This window comes from Legionella steigerwaltii (genome assembly GCF_001468065.1).
Classification (GTDB): domain Bacteria; phylum Pseudomonadota; class Gammaproteobacteria; order Legionellales; family Legionellaceae; genus Legionella; species Legionella steigerwaltii.
This window is the reverse complement of the sequence record NZ_LNYZ01000013.1, coordinates 158,492-177,439: the sequence shown is the minus strand read 5'-3', so window position 1 is coordinate 177,439 and position 18,948 is coordinate 158,492. Positions and strand designations below refer to the sequence as shown.

The following is an 18,948-nucleotide window of genomic DNA, read 5'->3' as shown; positions in this document are numbered from 1 at the left end:
ATAAAATTTTTAGACCCTAGCATCTTAAATCTGTTACCTATCAGCCCGGTTTGAAATGTTACCTATCAAACCGGTTGCACACAGGCCGTATAAATAGCATTTGATCAAAAATCCCCTCGACCCTTGGGGGAGAGGGCTAGGGTGAGGGGGGTGTTTGCCATTTTATTCCTACGCAAACCAAAGATTAATACTCTCGACCAATGTAGGATGGGCAAACATAACATCGCGTAATTTCTGATAAGGCATGCCCAATTCCATCGCCAATTGTATTACCCCCAGAATTTCACCGGCTTCCACACAAAAGATGGATACACCCAAAATATGATCTGTTTTTGCATCAATAACGGCCTTCAAAAGACCTGTCGTTTCACCTTGTGTTTTCGCCCTGGGAATAACTGCAGCAGGAATTTTGGCTATTTTTAGGGTATGGCCTTGAGCAAGGGCTTGGGCTTCGGTTATGCCAATACGAGCTAATTCTGGATCGAGAAATACTGTATAGGGAATTAGCCGTCCTTGAACGGAGTGCTTCTTCTGAGGGTTTTGCAAATTATGCCTCACCAATCGATAATCATCTAAAGATAGATGAGTAAATTGAGCCCCGCCCTTTACATCCCCTAAAGCCCAGATACCTTTGGCTGTTGTTTCCAGATAGTCATTTACTTTAATAAAACCACGCTCATCGAGCTCAACCCCTGTTTTCTCTAAATGTAATCCTGCCGTATTCGCAGTACGTCCCACAGCAACAAGCACATCACTCCCACGAATCAGTTCAGATTTTCCATTCTGATTGACATTGAGAAGTACTTCGCCATGCTCCTCTCGGATGCTATTGATTTTAGTATCAAGAACAATATGAATTCCCTCTTTGGTTAACGTATTGAGAACCTGTTCAGCAATATCTCTATCTTCACGACCAAGAAACTGGCTATCTGCCTCTATCACCGTAACGTCTGCGCCCAAACGTCGAAATAATTGAGCAAATTCCAAGCCAATATAGCCACCACCAATAATAAGCAAATGCTTCGGCACGTGATCGACGTTCATTAAGCTGTCATTGGTATAATACTTTATTTTGTCGAGACCTGGAATTGGGGGTATAAATGGTAAGGCACCGGTATTAATAAAAATTTTATCCGCAGTAATTTTTAATACCTTTTGTCCATCGCGTGGCGATGACAAACTCACTTCAATTGTCTTCGTGCCAACGAAGTGCCCACGTCCTAACATAAGATCCATTCCTGAATCCAAAAATTGTTTTAAATTAGCTTCTCGCATCGCATGAATCACCGCATCTTTACGAGCACGAATCGCTTTAAAATCAACAGGAGCAAGAGTAGCCTCTAAACCATAATCTGATGCAGAGCGACAATAATGTGCAATCTTAGCTGATTGTACGAGCGTTTTTGTGGGGATACACGCCACATTAATGCAAGTACCGCCAATTTGGTTGTCTTCAACCATGGCAACTCGTTGACCAGTTTTGGCTAGATCAACGGCCAGAGTTTTTCCTCCTTTGCCACCACCTAAAACAATCACATCAAATTCCAATGTCATGATGATTCCCTGAGTTTTAATGAATTAATCCAAATTAAATACCAATAAAGCTATAGACTCAAAAATTCGTGTTTTTTGAACGCCCTTCAACACCACTTGACTGAACGGGTACATTATTTAGCGCTTTATACACTCGGTGAAAAGGAATATCTGAAACCTTGACCCAACCTGAAAATGGAAAACTTAGAACTGTAATGGCAGTCATGTAAATGCCGAGAAAAATGCACAAAATATAGAGAAAAGGGTGTCCCTGCAAACTTGATTCTAAAGAATAGATACCAATTATAAAAAAAGCACCCAAAAAAATAATAATATACCAAGCAATAGGAATTGCCGGTTTAAGCATATTCAAACGAAAATTACGATACTGAATGGCCTGATTCAAAGAAGAAACTGCATTATGGTAAAAAATAGAAACGGAAGCTTTGGGCTTATATTGCAAAAGTACACGATACAATTTGTCACCTACATCTTCAGTTATTTGCTCCTCCTCCCCTAATGACATAGCCACCAAGTCATCATTTAAAATAGAGGCAATATATTGAGTTAAGTTTTTCATGATATTGTGTTGAATCTCTGGAGGAAAAGCTCTGGAGCTTTGCGAAATAATATATAATTCGGACGCTTCAGTATTAACGAATTCGTACGTTTTTTGATAATTAGACCATAAAATATAGACAACAAACCCTAAAAAAATACTATAAAAGGCACCGATAGTCCCTACAATACCCATTGCAGTTTCTTGCGTATTCTTGCTAAGTTTATATTTAAAATGAAAAACTACTTTGCTTAACAAAAGAAAAATAATGAGATAAAAAGCAAATATGAACGTGGGAAAACAATGATTCATCAGACTATGCATCATTTAAGAACTCCTGTAAATAAACTATGCCTGACCTCAAAACGATTGATTATCTAATCATAGTTTATCATTAATGCTCATACCACATTAGAGATCCCCTCACTACGCTTGGGAAAACGTTTTACCGTGAACACTCAATGGCGTCAACTTAAGAAAACATTGTAGCCTGGGTGAAGCGATAGCGTAACCCGGGATCCGGTGTCTACATATAGTATTGATCCCGAGTTGCGGCTTTGCCTTCATCCAAGCTACGTGTCTATCTATATCTCTTTAAGTTGACGCCATTACGTGAACGTTTACAATTTAAAGATTTGAGAATTTATCCCTCTGTTTTTAATTCTAGCCATAAAACCGAGGGATCGCTTTCTTATTTTATTTATTTTGTAACTATAATTTCTTAATCAATGTTTCCTGATGATTCAGGCAGCAGAAAAGGATACCTTCAAACAATGGCTAATCTGTTTTCTCAAGAGCAAAATTAGCTACGATATTTATGGTACCTATCCCATAATTTTTACTATTTGAGTTAGTAGTCGTAACCAAACTGGTGGCGTTATTACTCTTATTAAAATTGACTGTAGAAAGATATCGAAAATCAAGACCAAGGGTAGTAAAGTCATCAAGATAATAGCTGAATCCAACGATACCTTGTATTGCAAAGCCATTATTTGATGTATCAAGAGTTTGCGAGATAATCGGCGAACAAGTACCTAATGAAATACATTGATTATTGCTATGGAATAAAGCATGGTTTTTAATAATAGCGCCTCCCAAACCTAATCCCACATAAGGAACAAAGTTTACGTTAGGATCGCTGGACAAAAAATCATAATATGTATTGAAAAGCCCATAAATACCCGCAGTGTACCCATTAAACCCTAGGCCAGTTTCTTCAATAAAATCGGAACAGTTACCATTAGGACCTAACACATCGGGACTAATAAGACTACAAGAGCCCACATTGAGTGAACCGTAATTGTTTAGATTAAAAAGAAATTCACCCTCTAATCGAAAATTTTTTATTTTATACCCTAAAGAAGCACCAGCTCCACCACCTATTATACTTAACTTAACTGATCCATTGATCGTGTTCCCATTGATTGTCGTACTAAGATTAGTATTTGGCGCGTAGCTTAGTTCTCCCAGTAAACCCAAATAAAGTCCTTGAACAGGATCTGCACAAAAAGCATTGCTAGTCGCCGCTAAACCCAATATAAATCCAAATTTAATCATCTGTCTCATTCTATATCCTATATTAATCCAAAGGACAAAGTGCAATAATTTCTGCACAGTGAAAGGCTATATGAAAACATACTGCCTATGCAAATTTTTTATTTTAAGAAATTAGCGTGTACCTCGAAAACTCTTCTTTGGGCAGAAAATTTATTTTGAAATAGATTAAGCCCTTCTTCGCGCATTTTTGGTGCAAATTCAGCAAAATATACATTTAGAAAATCTCTATTCTCTAATTGATATTGAACTGTTAATTGTTCCTGATCAGTGGTTTCCTCAGTTTCAGGCTTTAAAACATTTGCTTGAATAAATCCAGGAAGCTGGAGCATTTCTTTGACATGCTTTTTTAGCCATAATTGAAATTGGGGGAAAATATCTCCATCAATGGCCAAATTTACTTCGTATATAACCATATTCTTTCCTAAACTAAATCAAAGCTAAAGCAACACAAATACTTAATAAAATGCATCTTTAAACAATTATGAAGGTTACAATTAAATTGGATGTTAATCCAGCAGATAAAATAGGAAGAGAATAAAATTTTTACTTTATAAGTTATGAAACTGAAAAGAATTTATATCTTTTAATTTTATGGGATTAAGGCATGTTGACACGAGGAGCCGAACAGTTAACATGAAACAATAACCGTTATAAAAACTCAATAACAGGCACAATAAATGAAATGCTTGTTCAAACATTTGAATATAAGAAAAAGAACAGCACAGTTTATCAGCAGCATTTTAATTATTTTATCTAAAACCACTTATGCTGGAGCCCCTTTTCTCACCGATGATCCTGTTCCTCTGAATCACAAACAATGGGAAATTTTCCTTTTTTCAATTTTAGATAAAAACAATGACCTTTTTTTAGAACCTGATTTATTTGCCCCCGCCTTAGAAATAAATTATGGCCCAAGTAATGATTTACAATTACACGCTATTGTACCTTATGCTTGGTCGCTGCCTAATGCGGCACCTCCTGCAAATGGTTTGGGTGATCTTGAGGTGGGTATCAAATATAGATTAATTCACGAAACGGCAAAGATGCCACAAATAGGCTTTGCTCCATTACTTGAGATACCAACGGGCAATGCAAATCAAAATTTAGGTAATGGTAGTCCCTGGGGAAAACTTCCTGTTTGGGCCCAAAAAAGCTGGAGAAAATGGACTACTTATGGAGGTGCTGGTTATGCCATTAACTCAGCACCTGGCATGCTTAATTATTTTTATACAGGCTGGTTGTTACAAAGAAAAATTAAAGAACAACTCACATTAGGCGGAGAAATTTTTTATCAAGGTGCCATAACAGCTGATGGCAGTGCCTCAGTCATCTTTAATGCTGGAGGTTTTTATAATTTCAATAAGAATTTTTCTCTCCTTTTTACAGCTGGACATAGTGTTGCTGGGCAAAACCAACTCGTCGGATATTTAGGACTTTATTGGACTTTTGGGAATGTTTATTCACCTCCTGAATCACATCGACGTGGGGGTAGGCTTTTTTAAACAAAAAGCTACCAGAAAAACATTAAATGTCTTCGACTACCTCACAATTTAAAGTAAGCTTTAATCGCCCTGGAATTGAGCTTATTTTATTTTCAGGGAAAATAACACGAAATCCAGGCTCTAAAATTTGTCCTCGAGGATTTAATGAAATTTCAGAGGCACGAACTTCAACTCGTCTTTGTGCCAATAAGTGATACATCATGAGTACATTTTTATTATTTTTCAGTTTTAATTGACATTGTTGCAGATATTTCTTTGCTTTTCGCATATAAAACGCTGTATCTTGCTGTATAGAAGTAAGATTTTTAAGTAATTTTTTAGCAGCCCAGTCCTCAGATTGGTTGAGATTCTCTTTGAATACCTCACGCCAATTCGATGTAGCTGAATTAGGGAGCAAACGCAAAAGCCTGCAGCGAGCCGCGGAAAATATCGGATTGGTCATATCGACATCTAAAACATCCATTATAAACTTCTGATCAATGACCCCATTTTGCATTAGGTTGTCTACTGCCAATTTATCCGATTGAGCCTTAACAGGAGTAAGCCAGGAATGATCTGCATCGTTTAAATCAGTTTCAGGAAAATGACTACCTACCGAGTTTAATACAGCTTCATAAAGGGTTCTTGAAATCCTTATTGTTTGATTTTCTTTAGTCTGCAGGAATCTTGAATCAAGAAAAAACTCTATAGGAATATTTATTTCAGAGTGTTTTTCATCGCTAGGATAAATATCTGACATTAAATTTAACTCAACGGGACAAAATAAAGGGCGAAGTTGTTCTGGTAATGAAAGATTCTTTGTACTCTGGTTCAACTTTTTAAGCCCTATTAAAGCATTTTTAGCCAATTGCTCTGGAGGAACCAATGTTTCTAGAATCTCTTGTAATGAGGCATCAGGATTGTGTCTACCAAAATCCAGTCTCCTAATAGGTTCCCACCAATCATTATGAGGTTTATCCAGTTCTTTCATAATAGGCCCTCCAGCACCATGACAACCAGAGCAACGCAGTCGGTTACCAAATTGTGGGTGCTGTGGATCGGGTTGACGATGGAGTAATTCATTATCGGCAAAAATGTCCAATGAATCTCCTCGATAGAACCATTGACCTTGTAAGCCATCACCGCGTAATTCATAGAAATTAAATACTTCTTTCTTTGAGTCCCAAGCAAATGCTTCAATCATCAGTGAGTTTTCTTCCGGATTCTGATCCGCTATTAAATCACCTTCCGGACCTATTGCTGTAAAATGTCCAAAGAAAAAATCACCTGCATTAATGAACCAACGAGTATTCAGTATTCTTAACTCACCCAAAGCCATTTCAAATAAACTAAAACTGCCCTGGGTTGGATTATGAAATCCACGGTTAGCAACCAATGTAGTTTCCAATGTCAAACCGGAGCTTTTGAGCAGTTGGCGCAATGCAAAAACATTTTGGGGACAAGGTGCATTCGATAAAAGTAAACGTCCTAAAGCATCATCCATTCGTTCAACAGTTTGCCCTGAGGAATGAATAAGGGAGCAGGCTGCCAATGCACTCTGAGAAAAAATTAGAGTTACAAAATAGAGAATCGCTGAAAAATAAAATTTTTCCTTTTTCACCATGACATTCCTTTTGATATCTTCCCTAAAAGCGTGATTACACTGAAAAGTACTTTCTCTTAAAAAAGAGGCAATTGCCGTTTAATCCAAGAATCATTCTGCAATTCATAGGACATTCTTGCCCCTTTAAGAAAATCATTTTTATTAATTTCTAGAATTTGCCATAAATCAGGAATGATTTGTATGATGCCAAAAGATGAGGAAATCCCATCTGCAGTTTTATTGGAGTTAGTTAAATAATAATTTCTCCAGTATTCATCTAAGAAATTTTGCCAATATAAACTGGCTAATGAAAGATTGCTCTGACTTGTATCTAATACCGCAGTTCCCTCTACAATTATTTGACCATATTCCGGATTCAGGATACAAACTCCTACGTTGGGACAATGACTTAAATGAATCCACTTCGGTGAACTCGTATCCGTAAGAAAAATCAATGAACCTTTAGGGGTAACATGGTAGAGAGCCATAGTTCTCATATGGGGTTTTTGATTCATGACCGTTGTTACTTGTGCAAATACTTTATTTTTAGGAAAAGAAAACCATTGGTCTAAATAATGCTCAACTGTATTCACCAGATCTAAGGGATTAATCCGCATAATTTCTCTTTAACAGAAATAAAAACACATCATAAAAACAAATATTCTTTGAGTCAAAAGATTAGCTTAACTCATTGAAAGACAACCAATAAATCACTCCGACCAAAAAAAATGCACTTTTCTCAAAAACTACTATACTTTTAAAACTTGGACGAACAGGAATTGAGTGATATGGATGCCATTCAATTAGCACTGGATGTACATTTAAAAAGGACTACTCAAAACTCACAAAGATTTTTTTTTAAACAACAGGAATTATCAGAGGCAACCTACCCTCTATTAATATCTTATCTTGAGTGGCTTAGAAAAATTAATGCCGCGCTTAACAAATTTGATGTAATGCATCAAAATGAGCAAAAAAAGCATGAGTTCAAATTCTTATTTAAACACAATTTATTATTTTTTCTAACGGCTACACGACAATTTAATGTCATCAACCAATTGTTTAAAGAATCATCACCCAACCCAAGATTGCATCATCTACTCGCTTTAATTAGAAAAAAACATCATAAGGCAAGACAAAAGAAAAGAAAACGCTTACTCATGGTAAAATTTAAAGAAAAAACAAGAGGTTATGTTTTAGATCAGAGAAAAACCAATGCTCATCATTTGTCCCATATACACTTTGAAAAAAAAATTGTTCATTACTCATCCGATAATCATAATAATAGAAAAATAAAAAACATGTGTTTTAAATACACCGTTAAAATTGATTATTTAAGAAATATTTTGACTGCAATTCAAAGAAACACCCATATGAAATCACTCATTAAAAAAGCCTTGCTTCATCAATTAACACTCATTCATCAGCGTGCATTAAAAAATAAGGAAACCCTTCATTTTATAACGAGCCTTAATCAAGATGGAGACCAAATCCCAAGTTGTTTTGCATTTCTATCCGAAGTATGGAAACAACTGCATAAAGATGTTTTAGACATCAATTCAATTTTTAATCAATGCAAATCTTTAATCCCCGAATTAACGGGAATCTCTAATGAAGAGATTACTGCTTCGAAAGAGCTTGAGAATGAACTAGGAAAGCTAATGCATGAACATTATGAATTGGAGAATGAATTGTATGCAGAAAAAGTCGATGATGTATTAACAGAAGATATTGATACTCATTTAAGTTCAGAACACTCTGTTGATGCAAAAAAGAGCTCTTTTTTTAATCAACGCCTCACTTTCTTTTCAACATCACTTCAACATAGAAATGATCAAACGATACAGCTTTGCAGTGAAACAACTCATAAGTTAAGGGTTGGCAATTGAAGGGACTTGAATTTTTGATTCTTGCGGCAACCTGCAGCAAGAATCACTCAGGAGTACTATTTGGTTCAGTAGTTAAACTTCGCCTCGAATACAATCTATACCACCTAAATAAGGTCTTAAAGCCATTGGAATATGGATGTTTCCTTCTTTATCTTGATAATTTTCCATCAAAGCAACCAATGTTCTGCCTACAGCAAGGCCAGAACCATTCAGAGTATGAACCAATTCAATTTCACGTGTTTGCTCATGCCTGTAACGCGCTTTCATCCGGCGAGCCTGGAAAGATTCCATATTAGAACATGAAGAAATTTCTCGGTACGTATTCTGGCTGGGTAACCAAACCTCTAAATCATAGGTCTTCGCTGAACTAGGCCCCATATCCCCAGTACAAAGGGTTACAACCCGATAAGGCAACTCCAAACGTTGTAAAATAGTTTCTGCATGGTTTACCAATTGTTCTAAAGCGACATAAGAATCTTCGGGTTTAGTAATCCAAACTAATTCAACTTTTTCAAACTGATGTTGTCTGATCATCCCTTTGGTATCTTTACCATAAGAACCCGCCTCACTACGGAAACAAGGTGAGTGACACGCATAACGAATAGGCAAAACGTGTTCATCTAAAAGCACATCGCGGACTGTATTTGTTACAGGAATTTCTGCAGTAGGAATCAAATAATATCCATGCTCCCCAGTTAACTTAAACAAGTCTTCTTCAAATTTTGGTAATTGACCTGTACCCATTAAGCTGTCTGCGTTAACCATGTAAGGCACATAAATTTCTTGATACCCATGTTGTTGCGTATGTATGTCCAACATAAATTGAATTAAAGCCCGATGTAAACGAGCCAATTGATTTTTCATAACCACAAAGCGACTGCCTGTCAGCTTAGCAGCCAAAGCAAAATCCATTTGGTTTAAATTCTCACCTAATTCATCATGCGACTTAACAGGGAAATCAAAAGTAGGAATCTTACCCCAACGTCTTATTTCTTGGTTATGCTGTTCATCTTCACCAACAGGGACTGATTCATGAGGTATATTGGGTAATCTTAGAGCAATTGCTTCAATTTGCTGTAACAAGCCATCCAGTTCGCCTTTTTTTTCTTCTAATTCCGTAGCAAGACGGCCCATTTCCTCACGCATTGGCTCAATATCTTCACCGCGAGACTTTGCTTCACCAATGGCTTTAGAGCGTAAATTACGCTCATTTTGCAATGCTTGTGTTGCAACCTGCAGCGCTTTACGTTTTTCTTCTAAAGCAGTAAACGATGAAACATCAAACTTAAAACCTCGCTTTAGCAATTGTGAAGCAACAAATTGCGGATCATCCCGCAATAATTGAATGTCTAGCATAGGATATCACTCTAATCATTAAAATAATCAATTTATCTAACAATTCCACGTGTGGATTGATTTAATGCATCAATCATTAAAACCACCTCCGGGCATTCATTTTGCATTAATTCTAATTCGGAAACAGCCTGTTGGACTGTTAATCCTTTGCGGAAAATTATTTTATAAGCACGTCTTAAGCCATCGATTGCTTCTGATGAAAATCCTTTTCTGCGTAATCCCACAGTATTAATCCCACATGCAGAAGTGGTATCCCCAGAAATCATAAGATAAGGAAGCACATCTTTAGCTACATAGGAAGCTCTAGCAATAAAAGCATAGGCACCTACATGACAAAATTGATGTACTGCTGCATAACCACCTATATTTGCATAATCACCGACAGTTACATGTCCTGACAAAGCAGCATAGCTAACCAAAATAATTTGGTTGCCAATCATGCAATCATGCCCTACATGCGAATATGCCATAAAAAAATTCTTATTACCGATTCGGGTAACCCCCCCCCCTTTAACCGTCCCGCGGCTAATCATACAGTATTCACGAATGATATTATCATCACCAATTTCTAATCGAGTATATTCGCCTTTGTATGTAATATCTTGAGGATCATCGCCCACTGAAGCAAACTGGAAAATCTTATTATTTTTTCCTATAGAGGTTGGGCCTTCAATTATTGCGTAAGGACCAATCCATGTATTTTCACCAATTTCCACGTCAGCGCCAATTACGGCACCAGGACCTACTGAAACCCCTTTTGCCAGTTTTGCAGAGGGGTGAATTATCGCTTTTTCATCTATCACTTTTGAATTTCCTTTGCAGCACTTAATAAATCTGCGGAACAGGCTAATTTATCACCAACATAAGCTTCACCATGTACCCGCCAAAACTCTCTTTTTCTTGCTAATATTTTTACTTCCAAGCGCAACTGATCTCCCGGAGTAACCACATGTTTAAATTTTGCATTATCTATACCCGCAAAAAAATGCAATATGCCGTAATTTTCTTCAGGCGTTTGAGATAATCCAGCTAAAAGCCCACTGGCTTGCGCCAACGCTTCCAGCATCAATACGCCCGGCATAATTGGATTTTCTGGAAAATGACCAGCAAAAAAATTCTCATTAATCGTGACGTTTTTAATAGCCGTCAAACAGTCATAGGGCGTAAAATCAATCACCCTGTCTATTAGGATCATGGGGTACCGATGTGGCAATATACTAAAAATCTGTTTTATATCTACAGGTTCACTCATACGCAGTTTCTCGCTTTAATAAGTATGCTTAGTATGGTCCAATAGGGGGGCCAAAGAAAAAACATTATCCTGATTTAGTAGGTTCAAATCAATTGTTAATGCTAAAAACTTATTCTTAGGGTCAGTTGACAATTCGCTAGGCTGAGCCAAAATGGCGTGATTTTAGAGCACCGAAACGCAGCCATACACGACGTATTTGAGTATCGGAGCACATAAAATCAAGGCATTTTGGCCAGGATGGTAGAATTGTCAACAGCCCCCTATTCAACATCGCTTAATTTTTTCTCTAAGGCACTAAGCTTTACAATGTAATCATCCAATCGTCGAAACCGTGCAGCATTACGACGCCAGCGGTGATGTTCGTGTACGAGGGTACCAGATGAATAAATTCCAGATTTGGCAAGTGATTTACTCACTGTAGACATTCCAGTAATCACTACATCATCTACCAGGCGCACATGGGCTGCAATACAACTGGCGCCGCCAATGATGCAATCTGTTCCAATTTGCACATAAGCACCTATCGCTGCACATCCTGCTATGATTGTATTTTTACCCACCATCACGTCATGCGCCACCTGAACTAAATTATCAATGCAAACCCCTTCCCCCAAATAAGTATCACTTAATGAGCCTCTATCAATTACTGTATTAGAACCTATTTGTACTTGATTCGCGATAACAACGGCACCTGCATCCAAGCCCTGTTGCCAGTGTCCATGTTGTTTTAAATAATTAAATGGAGAAGCACCAATCACACAACCAGAATTTATGACTACTTGAGCACCCAACTGACAACCTGAATGGATCACTACATCATGTCCAATCTGGCTGTTCTTACCAATTCGTACGGATGATTCAATAACGCTATTCGCTCCGATTATCACTCCATCAGCCAATTGTGTGTTGGCACCAATTACACTGTAGGCACCTATTGATACACCTTGACCTAACTGAGCAGATTCATGAACTATGGCTGTAGCGTCAATACCAGCAAATGCAGACGTATGGGCTGATAAAAGTTGGGTCGCTTGTATCATTGCTTGCAAAGGGTTAGGGACAACAATACAGTTTCCCTGAAATAAATGTTGATGCTCTGATTTGAGTAATACAGCACCAGCTAATGTGGTATTTAGAATTGGGAGTAATACAGAATTATCATAATAGGCAACATCCTGTGATGTAGCTCGTGCAAGAGAAGCATAACAAGAAATGGCGTGATTGGCATTTCCATGCCACACGCCACCTAAATGATTAGCTAATTCCGCTAAAGTCAGCAATTTTGCATCGCCGAATTAGTTAATTGCTTTTACAACTTTATCAGTTACATCAAGAGTAGTTGCACTGAAAGGAGCTGCATCTTTTTGTACAATAAGATCGTACTTGTCATCTTTGGCAACTTTTGCAATTGCTGCACGAACTTTAGCATACAATGCTTCCATTGCTTCGTTATTTGCAGTGCTTAATTCCTGTTGGTATTGCTGACCATCACGCTCAAATTGTTGTTGTGCGCCAACAATTTTCTTTTCCATCTCTTTCTTTTGGGTCGCACTTAGAATTGCACTATCGCGTTTGAACTTTTCCATATCCGCTTTAATGCCAGCTTCAACTGCAACAAGCTTATCACGGCGTGGCTTAAACTCTTTCTCCAATTTTTTCTGGATTTCTTTTATTTGACTTGAAGTCTGCATGATTTTTTGCAGATCAACCACACCAATTTTTGCTGCATCAGCGAATGTGCTTGTGCCAAATATGCTGAAAACAAAGGCCACTAAGACCAGACCTAACCGCTTCATAACTAATCTCCTAAATTAAAGAGCATGATGCTAGCACAATTCGAAATAGGTTGCGATATGTACAGCATGATTTTCGATAATTTTGTCAATAAAAATATTCATCCATCTTTTCTCCCAACTGTGGGAGAAAAGATGGAAAATTATAAGTTAGAATCCTGAAGAAAGAGCAAATTGGAAGAATTGCTTTTGATCGAATTGTTGAGGATTCAATGCCTTAGCCAAGCTAAATGCCAATGGACCAAATGGAGAACGCCATTCAAGTGAAAGACCTGCTGAATATCTTATAGGACCTTCATATCTTCCAGTCAAAATAGGTAAGGTATTAACAGCAAATACGTTACCTGCATCGACAAAGGCAGTTGTTCTCACATTGTCTCGGCTTAAAGGATAAGGCAATATAATTCCTGCAGTTCCACTGAGTAATAAGTTACCCCCTACTGAATTACGGTAATTATCCAAGGGGCCTAAAGAGTAACTGTCATATCCACGTACCTGGCCTGGTTGTGCAGTACCACCAGCATAATAGTTTTCAAAAAATGGTAGACCTTTATTGTTAAAGGAATTTCCATAGCCTGCAAAACCTTGTAAGGAGAAAATCCATCCTCTTGCTATAGGTTGGTACATACGCGCTTGATAAGAGCCTTTATAGTAAGACAAAGAGCCTGAAGTCGCAGGTAAGGCAATCACACCAGAAATCTGTTGGTTAATCCCTCTTGTAGGATAAGGAAATTGATCGTAGCTGTTCCTACTCCATCCTGTAGATAAACGAATTTCCTGGAAATGGGTTCCATACATCTTCACAAAATTCTGAATGGGTATTACAAAACCAACACTCTTGATTTCTACATCTTGGTATCCATAGCCCAATTGCCATCTACTTGTTTCACCAAGAGGGATACTGTAGTTCACATCACCACCAAAACGGTTGGAGTTGTAGGTACTGACATTAAGGTTTCGGGGATCAACGCGAGCATAATAAAGATTTAAGCCTCGTCCTATGCCTGTATCGGTATAAAATGGGTTATAATAATTTACAGTATAGTCTTGTCCCCATTTGCTTGCTGTAAATGCAGCCCCCATGGAACGCCCAGTACCCATAAAATTATGTTGATTTACTGAAGCATTTAATTGATAACCGTTAGTACCATACCCAATGGAAGCACTTGCTTCAGCTGAAGGTGCCTCTTCTACTTGTACATCCAAATCAACTTGATTATTTGCTTCGGGCACTGGATTGGTCTTTACATCAACATTTTTTAAATAACCTAACAAACGCAATTGCCTTTCAGATTCTTTAATATTATGCAGAGATAATAATCCACCCTCATCCTGACGAATTACACTTCGTAATACATAATCACTGGTTTTGGTATTACCATGAAACTTGATGCGACGAACATAAACATGTCGGCCAGGCTGTACAATAAATGCAATAAATACGGTTTTATTATTCTCATCGATTTGCGGCTCTGCATTAATTGCAGGGAACCCATAGCCTATATCTCCCAAAGCCAAACCTATTGCAGAAATTGAATCAGTTACCTTTTTACGTGAAAAAACAGCGCCTTTTTTGACTTGTATCAATGAATTAATTTTCTCCGGAGGAAGTATCGGCTTCCCTACTACTTTGTAACCTGAAAAATGATATTGAGGCCCCTCTTCGATATGAACATTAATATAAACGTCTTTTCTATCTGGTGACAGTAATACCTGCGATGAGACAATTTTAAACTTCAAATAACCTCTATCCAGATAAAAAGAACGTAATGCTTCTAAAGATGCATCCATACCTGACTTAGAGTACTGATCTTTTTTAGTAAAGTAGGTAAAGATACCGGATTTTGATAAAGTGAACTCTGGCAATAATTCATTAGTAGTGAAATCGTGATTACCTATTATTTTGATTTGTTTAATTCGTGAAACACGCCCCTCAGAAATAGTAACGGTAATGCCAACTCTATTATCGGTTAAAGGAGTAACTCGCGTTTCGATTCGCGCGTTATATTTTCCTCTCGCGTTATATGCTTGTTTTAGTTCTTTTTCTAAACGCTCCAAAGTAGATGTTTGAAATACACGGCCTTTGACTAAGCCCATTTCTTTAAGAAAGTCTTTCATCTTGTCACTAGGAATTTCTTTATTTCCTACGACACTAATGGAACCTATAGTTGCCCTTTCAACCACATTGACAATTAAAGTGTTACCTTGGCGTTCTAATGAAACAGACTGAAAAAAACCGGTATCGTAAAGAGTTCGAATAATTTCAGCAGTTGATTCAGGGCCTATCTCTTCTCCAACCTGAACAGGCATATAATTGAGTACTGTTCCAGTTGAAACACGTTGCAAGCCTGTAACTTTAATACTGCGAACAACAAAAGTATCTGCTGCTATTGTTTGTGAAGACCAGGCTATGAGCGAGGAACAACAAACGCCTAATATAAACTTACTACTGATTTTTTTCATTATTATTTTACGCCCAGTACTACGTGTACTATTAATAATCAAAATTTGGGTACACTGAAAATTGAATCACTTTTTATAGGAAGTAGAAACTACTGTCAAGTTTTTGTTCCATGACTTTGCCAATACTTTGCGATTAGGGCCTGATTATACCCAAGAAACTTCAAAATACTATTTTTAGCCTATTGCTTTTTCCGACCAGGGGCAAAAAATCAAGTCGTCTAAACCTAGTATTTTGAAGTTTCTTGTGTATTATCCTGCAAGTCTTGATAAATCATTAGTCAATGCGATAAACATCAGGGCGGCTAATAGTAATAAACCTAAATAAGCTCCTGCTGATTTTAAACCATCAGATATAGGTTTACGTCGAATTGCCTCCAAAAAATAATACAGTAAGTGCCCACCATCCAGCATTGGAATAGGTAATAAATTTAATGCACCTAAGCTAATACTTACCAAAGCAAGAAAAAATAAATAGGAAGTTAATCCACTGCGGCCAGAATCACCGGCGCCTTGAGCAATACCCACTGGGCCACTAATACTATTTAATCCTAATTTACCTGTAACTAACCGCCCCATTAAAGTAAATGTAGTGCCTGTTAGTTGTACCGTTTGTTTTAATGCAGTATCTACAGCAGATAAAGGATCCTGTCTCTCCAGACGTAACCAATGTGCTGGCCATTTTACCTTTTGTGACCGCACCCCTAAAAAACCTTCAATTTTACCTTTATTTTCCTGGCTACCAGTTTGTACTACAACATTTTGAATACTGCCTTTTCTTTTAATCGATAAAGTTAATTGTTTGTCAGGGCGAGTTTGTACGTAATCTACTAAAAACAACCAATCATCAAAAGGCTTTCCATCAACACTTAATATTTTATCTCCTTCTTCTAGTCCCGCTTTCGCTGCCGGAGAATTAGGAACTACCTCACCAACTATAGGAGGAATTGAAGGAATAAACGGCTGAATTCCAAGACTGTCGAGCGGATCAGGTTTTTTGTTATCTAATTGCCAATTGGTCAAAGGCAAAAACACCTGACGTTCATGTCCATTAGCCAAAGATTTTACTGTTAATCGAATTGTTTCATGAGAACCAACAAGGGGCATGAGTGCATACTGAAAATCGCGCCAACTATTTATTTTAGTATTATTCAACGCAACAATTTCTTCTTTCCCATTTAATCCAGCTTGTGCTGCAATACTATTGGGTTTCACAGATTCGATCATTGGCGCCAATGATTGCATCCCAATAACCAAGACTAACCATAAGGCAGCAAAAGCAAAAATAAAATTGAAAAAAGGTCCTGCAAGTACAATTGCAGCTCTTTTCCAAAGAGATTGATTATTGAATGCTAAATGACGTTCTTTTTCGTCTACCTCTCCTTCAGATTCGTCAAGCATTTTGACATAGCCACCTAAAGGAAATAAGGACCAGGCATATTCTGTTCCTTTTTTATCACGCCAATGCGCTAAAATAGGGCCAAAACCAAAAGAAAAACGCAGTACTTTAACACCACACCAACGCGCCACTTGAAAATGACCGTACTCGTGTACCGTAACTAACAAGACCAACGCCAAAAGAAAATACAGCAATGTTGAAAGCATAGTACTATCCTAAATGAAGTAATCCTCGAGAATTACTATCCCAAATTCTCCGAAACCTAGGTAAAAGTGCTGTCTTGCTAGGCACGTTTGCGAAAAACATCCTGTTTGTCGATTTTTAATAGGGAATTCGAGTATTACCAAGTTAGTCCGAAATAAAATAAAGGTAGCGCCGCAATTAAACTATCCAACCGGTCTAAAATACCACCATGACCAGGAATAATAGCGCCTGTATCTTTTAAATGGCAACGACGTTTCAATATACTAATGAATAAATCACCAAAGATAGCAATAATTATAGTACATAAGGCTAAAACGAACCAATGGACCGTAGCATCCGGTTTAAAATAACTATAACCAATCCAAGCAATGAGCATGGACAGAATAAGACCACCAATAACCCCTTCCCAAGACTTTCCAGGACTAACTTGAGGAATTAATTTATGTTTTCCCATAAGTTTACCGCTGAGATAAGCTCCTGTATCTGAGACCCAAATTAAAAACAGCAAATAAACGAGCAGTGCTTTACCATCAGGTAAGTTATATAAATGAATAAGACTTTGTATGAATAGTGGTAGGAGTATAAAACAAACGATCGCTACGACAACAGGATAGCCCCAATACTTTTGCGAACCAGGGAAACTAAGAATAGCAAGCACATTCAGGCCCCAAATGATCAACCCAATATCCAACCAATAAGAAAAGAAATAACCACAAGCCCATAAACCGAAAAGCATACCTACAAAAAATCCGGCTTGTAGGCCCCAATTTTTTAAGGGAATTAATTGCAAACATTCTCTGCATGCAGCAAGAAAAACGAGCAAAACAATTCCTGCCAAGAGCCACTGGTTACCATAAAAAATAAGCCATAAAACTAAAGGTACTAAAATCAGCGTTGTAATTAAGCGTTGTAAGAACATAATGTCGTCCTTATTATTAGTGTCTAACATTTCTACTCTCTTGGCCAAGCTGTCTGATTTTCTGCGCTCCAATGCTCACATACTGAAGTATGCAGAAAGTCAGGCCATTTGACTCAAGCTAGCGAAATGTAAACGACACTAGTGTTTATTAAGAAATTTGCCCAAATCTTCTTTTTCTTTTATTAAAAGAAGCTAAAGCCAATTCAAGCTCATGCTCACCAAAATCTGGCCAATGTACTTCACTAAAATAAAGCTCCGTATATGCAAGCTGCCAAAGGAAAAAGTTACTTATTCGCAACTCTCCACTAGTACGGATAAATAAATCAGGATCAGGCAACCCATCTGTATCCAGATAATGGGCAAAATTGGTTTCGTTTATATCATCTATTACCAACTCACCATTTAGGACTGCCTTGGCTATTTTTTTTGTAGCGTTTACCAGATCCCACTTACCGCCATAATTAACGACTACATTCAAAATTAATTGTTCATTATTGATGGTCAAAAGCTCGGCTTCGCGCATTTGCTGTTGCAACATTGGTGAGAGTAAACTACGGTCTCCAGTAAATCGCATGCGTATTCCATGCTGATTTAACTCAGCGAGCTCCTTTCGCAAGGACTCCAGGAATAATTCCATTAAAAAATTAACTTCCTCAGCAGGCCGAGACCAGTTCTCCGAGCTGAAAGCGAATAAACTAAGACAAGGTATTCCTTTGGTCATACAGCATCGAATCATTTTTTTCACCGACTCAACACCAGCTTTATGACCTTCAATACGCGGCAATCCCCTACTTTCAGCCCAACGACCGTTTCCATCCATAATAATGGCAATATGCTGAGGAATTTTTTGTTCCAAAACTACTCTTCCCAATCAAATAAATGGTGCATAGTCTAACCTCTTTAATACAAAAATGTCACTACTGATAGGCAGGAACAGTTCGAG

Annotated in this window: 17 protein-coding genes; 2 read left to right on the top strand and 15 right to left on the bottom strand. The window is 37.7% G+C overall.

Annotation, left to right across the window (positions count from 1 at the left end; translation table 11 throughout):
• Nucleotides 1–168: 168 nt before the first annotated feature.
• The 4 genes from Lstg_RS08655 to Lstg_RS08640 all read right to left on the bottom strand — a co-directional run bounded on the left by Lstg_RS08655 (nucleotide 169) and on the right by Lstg_RS08640 (nucleotide 4,062).
• Nucleotides 169–1,554, bottom strand: a complete 1,386-nt coding sequence (locus tag Lstg_RS08655) for a mercuric reductase (protein WP_058477269.1) — start codon at nucleotides 1,552–1,554, stop codon at nucleotides 169–171.
• Nucleotides 1,555–1,612: 58 nt separating this feature from the next.
• On the bottom strand, nucleotides 1,613–2,419 hold the full coding sequence (locus Lstg_RS08650) for a bestrophin-like domain (protein ID WP_238585400.1): 807 nt from the start codon (nucleotides 2,417–2,419) through the stop codon (nucleotides 1,613–1,615).
• Nucleotides 2,420–2,869: 450 nt separating this feature from the next.
• A complete protein-coding gene (locus tag Lstg_RS08645) occupies nucleotides 2,870–3,658 on the bottom strand; it encodes a porin family protein (RefSeq protein WP_058477268.1) in 789 nt (262 codons plus the stop codon).
• 89 nt (nucleotides 3,659–3,747) lie between these two features.
• Nucleotides 3,748–4,062 carry a DUF4286 family protein gene (locus Lstg_RS08640; protein WP_058477267.1) on the bottom strand — a complete coding sequence of 105 codons (315 nt, stop codon included), beginning with the start codon at nucleotides 4,060–4,062 and terminating at the stop codon, nucleotides 3,748–3,750.
• A 264-nt stretch (nucleotides 4,063–4,326) separates the two neighbouring features.
• Here Lstg_RS08640 and Lstg_RS08635 point away from each other — a divergent pair, with 264 nt between their 5' ends.
• Nucleotides 4,327–5,151, top strand: coding sequence for a transporter (locus tag Lstg_RS08635; protein ID WP_058477266.1), 825 nt, complete (start codon nucleotides 4,327–4,329; stop codon nucleotides 5,149–5,151).
• Between the two features lie 22 nt (nucleotides 5,152–5,173).
• Here Lstg_RS08635 and Lstg_RS08630 read toward each other — a convergent pair whose 3' ends face one another.
• Both Lstg_RS08630 and Lstg_RS08625 read right to left on the bottom strand, forming a co-directional pair.
• Entirely contained in the window at nucleotides 5,174–6,754 is a 1,581-nt protein-coding gene (locus Lstg_RS08630; RefSeq protein ID WP_058477265.1) for a hypothetical protein, read from the bottom strand.
• A 56-nt stretch (nucleotides 6,755–6,810) separates the two neighbouring features.
• Nucleotides 6,811–7,350: a pyridoxamine 5'-phosphate oxidase family protein gene (locus tag Lstg_RS08625; protein ID WP_082650815.1), complete on the bottom strand. Its 540-nt coding sequence runs from the start codon at nucleotides 7,348–7,350 to the stop codon at nucleotides 6,811–6,813.
• A 171-nt stretch (nucleotides 7,351–7,521) separates the two neighbouring features.
• Between Lstg_RS08625 and Lstg_RS08620 the strand changes: the two genes are divergently transcribed.
• Nucleotides 7,522–8,622, top strand: coding sequence for a hypothetical protein (locus tag Lstg_RS08620; protein ID WP_058477264.1), 1,101 nt, complete (start codon nucleotides 7,522–7,524; stop codon nucleotides 8,620–8,622).
• A 72-nt stretch (nucleotides 8,623–8,694) separates the two neighbouring features.
• Here Lstg_RS08620 and serS read toward each other — a convergent pair whose 3' ends face one another.
• The 9 genes from serS to Lstg_RS08575 form a co-directional block, all read right to left on the bottom strand.
• Entirely contained in the window at nucleotides 8,695–9,978 is a 1,284-nt protein-coding gene (gene serS / locus Lstg_RS08615) for a serine--tRNA ligase (RefSeq protein ID WP_058477263.1), read from the bottom strand.
• Between the two features lie 32 nt (nucleotides 9,979–10,010).
• Complete coding sequence (gene lpxA, locus Lstg_RS08610) at nucleotides 10,011–10,781, bottom strand: acyl-ACP--UDP-N-acetylglucosamine O-acyltransferase (RefSeq protein WP_058477262.1); 771 nt, start codon at nucleotides 10,779–10,781, stop codon at nucleotides 10,011–10,013.
• Nucleotides 10,778–11,230, bottom strand: a complete 453-nt coding sequence (gene fabZ / locus Lstg_RS08605) for a 3-hydroxyacyl-ACP dehydratase FabZ (RefSeq protein WP_058477261.1) — start codon at nucleotides 11,228–11,230, stop codon at nucleotides 10,778–10,780. Before fabZ ends, lpxA begins: the two co-directional genes overlap by 4 nt.
• A gap of 260 nt (nucleotides 11,231–11,490) precedes the next feature.
• Nucleotides 11,491–12,510 carry a UDP-3-O-(3-hydroxymyristoyl)glucosamine N-acyltransferase gene (gene lpxD, locus Lstg_RS08600; RefSeq protein ID WP_058477260.1) on the bottom strand — a complete coding sequence of 340 codons (1,020 nt, stop codon included), beginning with the start codon at nucleotides 12,508–12,510 and terminating at the stop codon, nucleotides 11,491–11,493.
• 15 nt (nucleotides 12,511–12,525) lie between these two features.
• A complete protein-coding gene (locus tag Lstg_RS08595; RefSeq protein WP_058477259.1) occupies nucleotides 12,526–13,026 on the bottom strand; it encodes an OmpH/Skp family outer membrane protein in 501 nt (166 codons plus the stop codon).
• A gap of 147 nt (nucleotides 13,027–13,173) precedes the next feature.
• The gene (gene bamA / locus Lstg_RS08590; protein WP_058477258.1) at nucleotides 13,174–15,486 is read right to left on the bottom strand and encodes an outer membrane protein assembly factor BamA; all 2,313 of its coding nucleotides are present in this window, start codon (nucleotides 15,484–15,486) and stop codon (nucleotides 13,174–13,176) included.
• 249 nt (nucleotides 15,487–15,735) lie between these two features.
• Nucleotides 15,736–17,088: an RIP metalloprotease RseP gene (gene rseP, locus Lstg_RS08585; RefSeq protein WP_058477257.1), complete on the bottom strand. Its 1,353-nt coding sequence runs from the start codon at nucleotides 17,086–17,088 to the stop codon at nucleotides 15,736–15,738.
• A 134-nt stretch (nucleotides 17,089–17,222) separates the two neighbouring features.
• Nucleotides 17,223–18,005, bottom strand: coding sequence for a phosphatidate cytidylyltransferase (locus tag Lstg_RS08580; protein ID WP_058477256.1), 783 nt, complete (start codon nucleotides 18,003–18,005; stop codon nucleotides 17,223–17,225).
• Between the two features lie 148 nt (nucleotides 18,006–18,153).
• The gene (locus Lstg_RS08575) at nucleotides 18,154–18,861 is read right to left on the bottom strand and encodes an isoprenyl transferase (protein WP_058477673.1); all 708 of its coding nucleotides are present in this window, start codon (nucleotides 18,859–18,861) and stop codon (nucleotides 18,154–18,156) included.
• Between the last annotated feature and the right edge of the window lie 87 nt (nucleotides 18,862–18,948).

What these genes read in the sequence shown, in the direction of transcription:
- Lstg_RS08635 (WP_058477266.1), top strand. Translation starts at nt 4,327, where the DNA reads ATGAAATGCTTGTTCAAACATTTGAATATAAGAAAAAGAACAGCACAG.
- Lstg_RS08640 (WP_058477267.1), bottom strand. Translation starts at nt 4,062, where the DNA reads ATGGTTATATACGAAGTAAATTTGGCCATTGATGGAGATATTTTCCCC.
- Lstg_RS08655 (WP_058477269.1), bottom strand. Translation starts at nt 1,554, where the DNA reads ATGACATTGGAATTTGATGTGATTGTTTTAGGTGGTGGCAAAGGAGGA.
- Lstg_RS08645 (WP_058477268.1), bottom strand. Translation starts at nt 3,658, where the DNA reads ATGAGACAGATGATTAAATTTGGATTTATATTGGGTTTAGCGGCGACT.
- Lstg_RS08620 (WP_058477264.1), top strand. Translation starts at nt 7,522, where the DNA reads ATGGATGCCATTCAATTAGCACTGGATGTACATTTAAAAAGGACTACT.
- bamA (WP_058477258.1), bottom strand. Translation starts at nt 15,486, where the DNA reads ATGAAAAAAATCAGTAGTAAGTTTATATTAGGCGTTTGTTGTTCCTCG.
- Lstg_RS08595 (WP_058477259.1), bottom strand. Translation starts at nt 13,026, where the DNA reads ATGAAGCGGTTAGGTCTGGTCTTAGTGGCCTTTGTTTTCAGCATATTT.
- fabZ (WP_058477261.1), bottom strand. Translation starts at nt 11,230, where the DNA reads ATGAGTGAACCTGTAGATATAAAACAGATTTTTAGTATATTGCCACAT.
- Lstg_RS08580 (WP_058477256.1), bottom strand. Translation starts at nt 18,005, where the DNA reads ATGTTCTTACAACGCTTAATTACAACGCTGATTTTAGTACCTTTAGTT.
- Lstg_RS08630 (WP_058477265.1), bottom strand. Translation starts at nt 6,754, where the DNA reads ATGGTGAAAAAGGAAAAATTTTATTTTTCAGCGATTCTCTATTTTGTA.
- serS (WP_058477263.1), bottom strand. Translation starts at nt 9,978, where the DNA reads ATGCTAGACATTCAATTATTGCGGGATGATCCGCAATTTGTTGCTTCA.
- rseP (WP_058477257.1), bottom strand. Translation starts at nt 17,088, where the DNA reads ATGCTTTCAACATTGCTGTATTTTCTTTTGGCGTTGGTCTTGTTAGTT.
- Lstg_RS08625 (WP_082650815.1), bottom strand. Translation starts at nt 7,350, where the DNA reads ATGCGGATTAATCCCTTAGATCTGGTGAATACAGTTGAGCATTATTTA.
- Lstg_RS08650 (WP_238585400.1), bottom strand. Translation starts at nt 2,419, where the DNA reads ATGATGCATAGTCTGATGAATCATTGTTTTCCCACGTTCATATTTGCT.